The organism is Collinsella aerofaciens, assembly GCF_040926265.1.
Classification (GTDB): domain Bacteria; phylum Actinomycetota; class Coriobacteriia; order Coriobacteriales; family Coriobacteriaceae; genus Collinsella; species Collinsella aerofaciens_BB.
Genome location: NZ_JBCOIL010000044.1, coordinates 1 through 7,872 on the forward strand (window position 1 = coordinate 1; position 7,872 = coordinate 7,872).

At 59.4% G+C, this 7,872-nt stretch carries 9 protein-coding genes; 7 read left to right on the forward strand and 2 right to left on the reverse strand.

Going from position 1 to position 7,872, the window contains the following annotated elements:
- Nucleotides 1-201: 201 nt before the first annotated feature.
- The 4 genes from AB5767_RS09845 (at nt 202) to AB5767_RS09860 (ending at nt 2,896) form a co-directional block, all read left to right on the forward strand.
- On the forward strand, nt 202-1,026 hold the full coding sequence (locus tag AB5767_RS09845) for a PfkB family carbohydrate kinase (protein WP_006235683.1): 825 nt from the start codon (nt 202-204) through the stop codon (nt 1,024-1,026).
- Nucleotides 1,019-1,348 (forward strand): TIGR04076 family protein, encoded by a 330-nt coding sequence (locus AB5767_RS09850; protein WP_368131962.1) that lies wholly within the window; start codon nt 1,019-1,021, stop codon nt 1,346-1,348. The genes AB5767_RS09845 and AB5767_RS09850 overlap by 8 nt, the downstream gene beginning before the upstream one ends.
- A gap of 186 nt (nt 1,349-1,534) precedes the next feature.
- Nucleotides 1,535-2,248 (forward strand): ATP-binding protein, encoded by a 714-nt coding sequence (locus tag AB5767_RS09855; protein ID WP_368131961.1) that lies wholly within the window; start codon nt 1,535-1,537, stop codon nt 2,246-2,248.
- Nucleotides 2,249-2,278: 30 nt separating this feature from the next.
- On the forward strand, nt 2,279-2,896 hold the full coding sequence (locus AB5767_RS09860) for a DUF4143 domain-containing protein (protein ID WP_368132899.1): 618 nt from the start codon (nt 2,279-2,281) through the stop codon (nt 2,894-2,896).
- A gap of 46 nt (nt 2,897-2,942) precedes the next feature.
- On the opposite strand, the gene AB5767_RS09865 is transcribed toward AB5767_RS09860, so the two are convergent.
- Both AB5767_RS09865 and AB5767_RS09870 read right to left on the reverse strand, forming a co-directional pair.
- Entirely contained in the window at nt 2,943-3,389 is a 447-nt protein-coding gene (locus tag AB5767_RS09865; protein ID WP_368131959.1) for a low molecular weight protein-tyrosine-phosphatase, read from the reverse strand.
- Between the two features lie 45 nt (nt 3,390-3,434).
- Nucleotides 3,435-4,685: an MFS transporter gene (locus AB5767_RS09870; RefSeq protein ID WP_368131958.1), complete on the reverse strand. Its 1,251-nt coding sequence runs from the start codon at nt 4,683-4,685 to the stop codon at nt 3,435-3,437.
- A gap of 251 nt (nt 4,686-4,936) precedes the next feature.
- On the opposite strand from AB5767_RS09870, the gene AB5767_RS09875 reads away from it, so the two are divergent.
- From AB5767_RS09875 to AB5767_RS09885, 3 genes are all read left to right on the forward strand, one after another.
- Nucleotides 4,937-5,806, forward strand: a complete 870-nt coding sequence (locus AB5767_RS09875; protein ID WP_368131957.1) for a hypothetical protein — start codon at nt 4,937-4,939, stop codon at nt 5,804-5,806.
- Between the two features lie 79 nt (nt 5,807-5,885).
- On the forward strand, nt 5,886-6,779 hold the full coding sequence (locus AB5767_RS09880) for an aldose 1-epimerase family protein (RefSeq protein ID WP_368131956.1): 894 nt from the start codon (nt 5,886-5,888) through the stop codon (nt 6,777-6,779).
- 263 nt (nt 6,780-7,042) lie between these two features.
- Nucleotides 7,043-7,872: transporter substrate-binding domain-containing protein (locus AB5767_RS09885; RefSeq protein ID WP_368153328.1), on the forward strand; the 830-nt coding region annotated here is incomplete at its 3' end.

Below are 7,872 nucleotides of genomic sequence, written 5' to 3' on the forward strand. Positions count from 1 at the left end.
GTATAAGAGACAGTGTTTGACTAGTCATTTAAGAACGTCCCCAACGACTAGCTTAGGGACGGAGGAAAAGGGATCATTTTCCGTAACCTTTCCGCAACAATTTGCCCTTCGTGCCGCTCGACTCCGCTCACAACGTTCCCTGCGCTAAACTTAGTCGCACTATGGCGCTGCTGCGCCGCGCCCGAAACAAGGGAGACCCTCATGAAGAACACTCAGCTGCTGCTGATCAACGATATGTGCGGCTACGGCAAGGTCGCGCTTTCTGCCATGCTGCCGGTGCTGTCGCACATGGGCTACCGTATCCATAACCTGCCGACGGCGCTCGTTTCCGATACGCTCAACTACCCCAAGTTCTACATCCACGACACCACGGAGTACGTGCGTCAGAGTCTTGCCATCTGGGAAGAGCTCGGCTTTGAGTTCGACGCCATCTCGACCGGCTTTATCGTGACCGAGGAAGAGACGCGCATCATCTCAGACTTTTGCCACCGCCGTGCGCAGAAGGGCACCAAGGTGTTTGTCGACCCCATCATGGGCGACAACGGCAAGCTCTATGCGGGCGTGCCCGAGTCCACGATCGGTCTCATGAGGCACCTGCTCGAGTGCGCCGACTACGCGGTTCCCAACTACACCGAGGCCTGTTTGCTCACCGACACGCCTATCGTCGAGCAAATTACGCCCGATGAAGCCCGCGCCCTTGTGGACGCCGTGCGCGAGCTGGGTGCCAAGTCGGTGGTCATTACGAGCGCCGTAGTCAATGGCACGAACGCGGTTATTGGTTACGACCATGTGGCGGGGGAGTACTTTACGATTCCCTTTGAGCTCATTCCGGTCTATTTCCCGGGCACGGGCGACACGTTCTCGGCGGTGCTCGTCGGCCGCGTTATGGCAGGCTGGAGTCTGCAGCGCGCGACGTCCGATGCCATGCGCGTGGTGGCAGAGCTTATCGAACGCAATGCCGACCAAGAGGACAAATCGGCCGGCCTTCCCATCGAGGCCTGCCTGGATGTGGTTGACCATGAGTAGCGCCGACGAGAGCAGCACCGAGGCAGCGGGCGAGAACAGGCCGCTCGGCGCGCCGCGGGGCAAGCGGCCGCGTATCCGCGTGAGCTGCGTGGACCAGCTGGGTGCGTGTCGCTGCCACCATGGCCACAAGCCGGGCGACGTTTTTGACTTCGACCGAGATCGCGGCAAGATGTGCGCCATGGCCTGCCATGTGGGCTTTCCCTATATCGATATCCTGCGCTATGGCGGAACCGTGCCTGGCAACGAGCCCGGTACGGCAAAGTTCTGCTGCCCCGAGGTTGATACGCTGAACGTTTGGCTTGCTGAGATCGTCGACGAGTAGTTGAGCGCAATGTGACAAAGGGACAGTTCCTTTGTCACATTCGCCGGTAGTGCTCCCTCTATTATGCTTGTGATCTCAAATCTCTGCATTTTATCCGATTTTAAGTTCTAAAAATTCCACATTTCATCGATAATCAAGCGTGTAAAACTCTGCATTTCATTTGATGACACCGAGGAGAGAGAGCCTATGCTGCGTAGGAAAATAGCGGCAGAGCTGGAGCGTTGGCTGAAGTCTTCCGAGCAAAAGGCCTTATTCATTACGGGTTCTCGCCAGATTGGCAAAAGCTATTCGATTCGTGCATTTGGCAAAGCCAACCATGCAACCTACATCGAGCTTAACCTCATGGAAAACCGCCAGGCAAAAGATGCTCTTCTCGAGGCGCGGAATGCCGATGATTTCATCAGCAGGGTGACGCTTCTTTCGGGAAAGTCGATTGCACCAGGCAAAACGCTCGTGTTTATCGATGAGGTCCAAGAGGCCCCCGACATCATGACGATGGCAAAGTTCCTTGTTGAGGACGGGAGGTGCCGCTGGGCGTTTTCGGGGTCAATGCTCGGGACTCAGTTCAAGGGCGTCAGGTCCTATCCCGTGGGGTATGTTCACGAGCTTAGGATGTTCCCGCTCGATTTTGAGGAGTTTTGCTGGGCAATCGGGGTGAGCGAGGGGGCTCGCCAAACGATACGTGACGCGTGTATCAGCGAGAGGCCCATTCCCGATTACATTCATGACGCGATGATGGCAAACTTCAGGACCTATACCGTTGTCGGCGGAATGCCGGAGGTCGTGCAACGTTTCCTTGACACGCGGGGCGACCTTGCCTCTGTTCGTCAGCTACAGTCAGAGCTCAACGAACAGTACCGGCGGGATATCTCCGAGTATGCAAGCGGGCGAGCCCTTTAGGTGCAGAGCATCTACGATCAGCTCCCTATTATGCTCGAGGGCGAAAACAAGCGCTTCGTGCTCAATTCCATTGACCCCAAGGCTCACTACGAGAAGTATCAGCGAGATTTTGTATGGCTTGTCGATGCCGGCGTTGCTCTCAAAGCCGATATCGTAACCGAGCCAAAATCGCCCCTGCTCAAGTCAGCACGACCATCGCAGTTCAAGCTATATCAATCGGATACGGGCATGTTGATGGCGCGCTACCCCGTTGGAGTCGCCCAAGCGGCGTATCTTGATAGCAAGGAGCCCAATCTGGGCGGCATTTACGAAAACGTGGTGGCCCAGCAGCTGGCCGCCCAAAATCGCCAGCTTTACTACTATCAGACAAAAAAGCGCGGTGAAGTGGACTTTGTGGTCGATGGACCGGATGGGACGGCTGTTCCGATCGAGGTTAAATCGGGCTCCTATTACCACGCGCACGCTGCGCTCGGTCATGTGCTTGATACGGCTGAATATGGCGTAAGGCTCGGGATTGTTTTCTCGAGAGGCAACGTTGAGCGCAACGGAGCAGTTCTCTATTTGCCGCTATATGCGACCTGGGCCCTTTCGGATGTTTTGGGCGACTCCTGCGCCGAGGGGATAAAGCTGGAGGTCAAGCCGGTCTAGGGCCAGTCCCGGATGTGACAAAGGCGTGGCCCGCGACCTCGTTTGCCTACAGCTGCTCGAGCATAGCGGTGCAGCCGTCGAGTACGTCGCGGTAGGTGGCGTCGAAATTGCCGGTGTACCAGGGATCGGCTACGTCGCCGGGGCGATCGGTCCAATCGAGCAGGCGCGAGATCTTGCCATCGGGGTCCTTCCCAAAAATTCGGTACAGGCCGCGGGCGTTCTCGTCGTCCATATAGACAATGTGGTCCCAGTCGCCATACTCCGCGCGACGCACCTGACGTGCGCGATGTGCGACGACGGGAATCCCGACCTCGCGTAGCTTGGCAACGGTACCGTGATGCGGCGGGTTGCCGATCTCCTCGGTCGACGTTGCAGCGGAATCAATGACAAACTCCGCCTCGCGTCCAGCGCGGCGCACCAGCTCGGTAAACACGGACTCGGCCATCGTCGAGCGGCAGATGTTTCCATAGCAGATGAACAGTACACGTTGCATATGCGGTTTCCTTTCGATCGCCATCATCGAGCTCGAGTATCGCATCTACGCCTGCGCCATCGCCCTCTTGCGTTCCCAGCGAGCCAGCTTAATCGTCACCAGCGTGAGCGTCCAGGCCACAAGCGAGAACGCGGCGCCCACTGCACCCACGTACGCAATGCCAATGCTGCTTACCACGGCGCCGCCCACTGCGGTGCCAAACGAGATACCGACGTTAAACGCCATGGGCTCAACCGAACTTGCGAGTACCATCGACTTGGGATGGCGGCTGCGTGCCACGTCCATAAAGTGCGTGATGCATGAGACCGAGAACAGGTACATGAGCATCGCCAGGCTAAAGACAAAGACCAGCGCGAGCGGCATGGCGGCGCCCACGGCAAACAGCCCGAGCAGTGCCGCCGCCTGCAGCACAAACGTAACCAGCAGCGCCTTCATGCCAAAACGCGCATCGATCCATCCGCCCAGGATGTTCGAGATCAGGCAGAACGCGCCATAGGCCATAAGTGTGGTGCTCGCCTGAACGGTATCCATGCCCAGCACCTGCTCCAGATAAGGCGTCACGTAGCCGTAGAATACGTAGACCGAGCCCACGCCAAACAAGAAGATGAGCATGCCGGTGATGATACTCGGCTCGCGTAGTAGCCCCGCCTGCTCGCGGAAGGTGGCGGGCTCATCGGTCTGCCCGGCGCGAGGCATAAACGCCACGAGCGCGTTACAGATCAAAACGGCAAAGGTCAGCGTGCCGTACATGGCCACGTGCCAATCGAGTGTGTCGGCCACAAACTTGCCAATCGAGGTCACAAAGACCATCGCCACGGAAAACGCGCCGTACACGACCGAGATGGCAAGTGAGGTTTGCTGCGGGGATAGCAGCTCAGGGATGTACGTCACGCCCACGGCGAGCAGCGCACCCGAGACAGAGCCCAGGACAATGCGTGAGATAAACAGCACCTGGAAGTTGGGAGCCAACGCCATGACCAGGTTGCCGAGCACAAAGACGACGCTATAGCACACGAGCAGCTGGTAGCGGCGGAATCGCCCCGTGCTGAGCGCGAGCACCGGCGTCGCGATAGCGTAGACGAGCGCAAACACGCTGATGAGCTGGCCCGCAGTGGCAAGTGATATGCCGAGTTCCGTTGCCAAGTCGCTTTCGATGCCGATGACCACGAACTCGGAGCAGCCGAGCGAGAATCCCAACAGCACGAGCAGCGCCAGGCAGAGCTTGGTGCGCGCGGGGGAGAGCGCGGCGGCGGTTGGCTTACTTTTAGGCGTGGTTGCGGCGGTCAAGGTTGTCACTCCAATGTCGCATGAATAAGCGGGATTCAATCCCTGCAACTCTAACAGAATGTGACAAAGGGGCAGTCCCTTTGTCACATTCGCGGCGTGGCTGCCGCCTAAACCGTCACAACATTCGATGAAAATCTCGAAAACGAGGAAAAACGTCGAATGTTGTGACGGTTTTCGTGTCCGGCGCGGGTGAGCTTCGGTGCCGTCTGGGGGTATAAGACTAGCGAGTGTTTATTTGCGAGGCCTAAGGGGCGCCCCGTATGGATATCGATAACTTTGAATGGTGGTATAGCGAGGGCGAGGCTCCGGACGAGGAGTGGGACGAGCCCGCGTCGCGTGACGTGTCGAGCGACGAGGACGAGACCGGCAACGATGCCGCTGTCGAGCCTGATGCCGCCTCCGATGCCGCCGAGCCCCTGACCTTTGAGCAGGCTTGGGCCCAAGCCGAGGCCGATGAGGCTAAGGCCGATGCCACGGCCACACTCGGTGAGCCGGCGGACATGTCCATCTCGCCGGCAAAGATCCCGCAGCCGCGTCACACCATCGACCCCGACAGCACGGCATCCTTCAGCATTCTCGACGTGCCCGCGCAAGGCGCCCAGGCGCCTGCGCCCACACATCGCCCCGACCTGGCTCGTGAGGAAGACACGGGCCGCCGTTCTCCGCTCGGCCCCATCCTCATCGCCTTCATGGCCGGCGTTATCGCCTGCTCGGCAATCGGTAGCGTTTGGAGCCATGTCGAGCAGCAGCGTCAAGACGCCGCCAAGGTCGAGATGTCTGTCGAGCAATCGCTCAGCCGCACGCGCTCGGTACATGTGTCGGTCGAGGTCAAGGACGGCGCGATGTGGGACACCGCGCGTGGCGACAGCCAAATGCTCATCCACATCGTGGGGCGTACGCTCAAAGGGCAGACGATTGACGAGTATCAATACGTCAATTCCGCTGGTGACGGCATCGAGCTCAAGCCCGGCGACTACGAGCTCACCGTCGACGAACCGCCCGTCGCCACCGACGGCACGCGCTTCCGCGCCTCAAAGCGCATGGTTCCCGTGAGCTTTAACTCGCAGGCGCCCGATACGGTCGATAGCACTCCGCAGGGCGGGTTTGACCTTTACGCTATTGCTCAATAACTGCGCCTGCCGCTCAGCCCTGCTGCCAAGAGTGGGACAATAATCCTCGACACTGTTGTTTACTATTGGAGGAAGTAGCATGTCCACCGTCACTACCATCAAGCGCGGCGGCCTCACCGCGGCCATCGATTCCATGGGCGCCCAGCTCACGAGCCTTGCCCTCAACGGCAATGAGTATCTGTGGCAGGGCGACCCGGCCTTTTGGGGCAAGCACGCGCCCATCCTGTTCCCTATCGTGGGATCGCTGCGCAACAACACGGCGACGTCTGCCGCCGGCACCTGCGAGATGGCGCGCCACGGCATCGCACGCATTGTCGAGCACAAGATCGTCGAGGTGTCGGAGGACAGTTCGTCCGTTACCTACGAGCTCACCGACACGCCCGAGTCGCTCAAGGCGTTCCCATTCAACTTTAAGCTCAACATGACCTATGCCCTGACCGGCGACGCCACCCTTACGCAGACCTTTGCCGTCACCAACACCGGCGACGTGGACCTGCCGTTCTCGGTGGGCGGCCACCCCGCATTTAACGTGCCCGCCCCCGGCGCCGAGGACGAGGCGTTCGAGGATTACGAGCTGGCGTTTACCGAGGCTTGGACTAACGAGGCCCCCGTCATCACGCCCGATGGCCTTATGACGTTCGAGGGTAGCTACAAGGCCCCCGATAACTCGGACGTGCTGCCCATCACGCACCGCAGCTTCGATAACGACGCCATCATGTTCACCGATACCCCGGGCTCCACGCTCACGCTGCGCGGCCGCAAGTCGGGCCACGGCGTCAAGATCGACTTTGAAGGCTTTAAGTACATCGGCGTGTGGTCTGCCGCCAACGACGCTCCGTTTGTGGCGCTCGAGCCTTGGACCGGTCACACCACCATGTCCACCGAGGACGACGTCTTTGAGCACAAGGTCAACACCATCACCTTGGCCCCCGGCGCTACCGATAAACGCAGCTTTAGCGTCACCTTGCTCTAGAGGTTCCGCCGCTCGGTCGATGCTGCGTGCCGTCCAGAGCGATAATTTGTCATTCAAAAGGCAAGGCATAGACCTTCTGGTCATGCCTTGTCTTTTTCATGCCACTTGTTCGCTCTGGACGTCGCTCGCCGGCATTGCCAAAACATCGACGTCCCCAATGACTACCATGTGTCTATTAATTTTTCGAGCTTGTGCTGCACTGCTGGTCGCTGGCGTATATCCTGTTAAGTCGTCAGCATACGATTCAACAGGGAAGGCAGATTATGCATTCTCCCCATCAGCGCGACGCGCATCCACAGCCGGTGTGCAGCCGTCGCATCTTCTTGGGTAGCGCTCTCGCTGCGAGCGCTTCCGTCGTCGCCGGCGCGCTCGCCGGCTGTCAGCGTCCGTCCACGCTCAAGGTGGTTCAGCCCACGACGGGCGGCGGTCGCGACGACCTGTCCGATTCCGTGATCGGCAAGGACAAGATCCGCATTGGCATGGAGGCGGCCTACGCCCCGTACAACTGGCAGGTTTCCGAAGCCAGTGAGTACACTATCCCCATCGACAACGTGCAGGGCGCCTATGCCGATGGCTACGACGTGCAGATCGCCAAGATCGTCTGCAAGGCCCTCGGTGGCGAGCCCGTTGCCGTCAAGCAGAGCTTCTCGGGCCTCATCGATTCGCTCAACAACGGCCAGATCGACCTCATCATCGCCGGTATGAGCGCCACGCCCGAGCGCGAGGAGTCGGTCGGCTTCTCCGACCCGTACTTCATTGGCTACTTTGGCCTGTTCGTAAAAGAGGGTTCCCCCTACCAAAACGCCACCAAGCTCAGCGACTTTAGCGGTGCCACGGTACTCGGCCAAAAGGACACCATGCTCGACACCGTCATCGACGAGATTCCGGGCGTTGTGCACAAGAACCCGGTCGACTCCGTCCCCACGGTGTTCTCGAATCTGCTGCAGGGCACGTGCGACGCCGTGACTTACAACACCGAGAACGAGAAGGGCTATATGGCCCAAAACCCGGGTATCGTCCCTATTCATTTTGCCGAGGGCGAGGGCTTTAAGCAGGAGGTCGCGGCAAACGTCGGCTGTCGCAAGGGCTCGGA

Coding starts and splice junctions, on each gene's coding strand:
- AB5767_RS09845 (WP_006235683.1), top strand. CDS start 202: ATGAAGAACACTCAGCTGCTGCTGATCAACGATATGTGCGGCTACGGC.
- AB5767_RS09850 (WP_368131962.1), top strand. CDS start 1,019: ATGAGTAGCGCCGACGAGAGCAGCACCGAGGCAGCGGGCGAGAACAGG.
- AB5767_RS09855 (WP_368131961.1), top strand. CDS start 1,535: ATGCTGCGTAGGAAAATAGCGGCAGAGCTGGAGCGTTGGCTGAAGTCT.
- AB5767_RS09860 (WP_368132899.1), top strand. CDS start 2,279: ATGCTCGAGGGCGAAAACAAGCGCTTCGTGCTCAATTCCATTGACCCC.
- AB5767_RS09865 (WP_368131959.1), bottom strand. CDS start 3,389: ATGCAACGTGTACTGTTCATCTGCTATGGAAACATCTGCCGCTCGACG.
- AB5767_RS09875 (WP_368131957.1), top strand. CDS start 4,937: ATGGATATCGATAACTTTGAATGGTGGTATAGCGAGGGCGAGGCTCCG.
- AB5767_RS09880 (WP_368131956.1), top strand. CDS start 5,886: ATGTCCACCGTCACTACCATCAAGCGCGGCGGCCTCACCGCGGCCATC.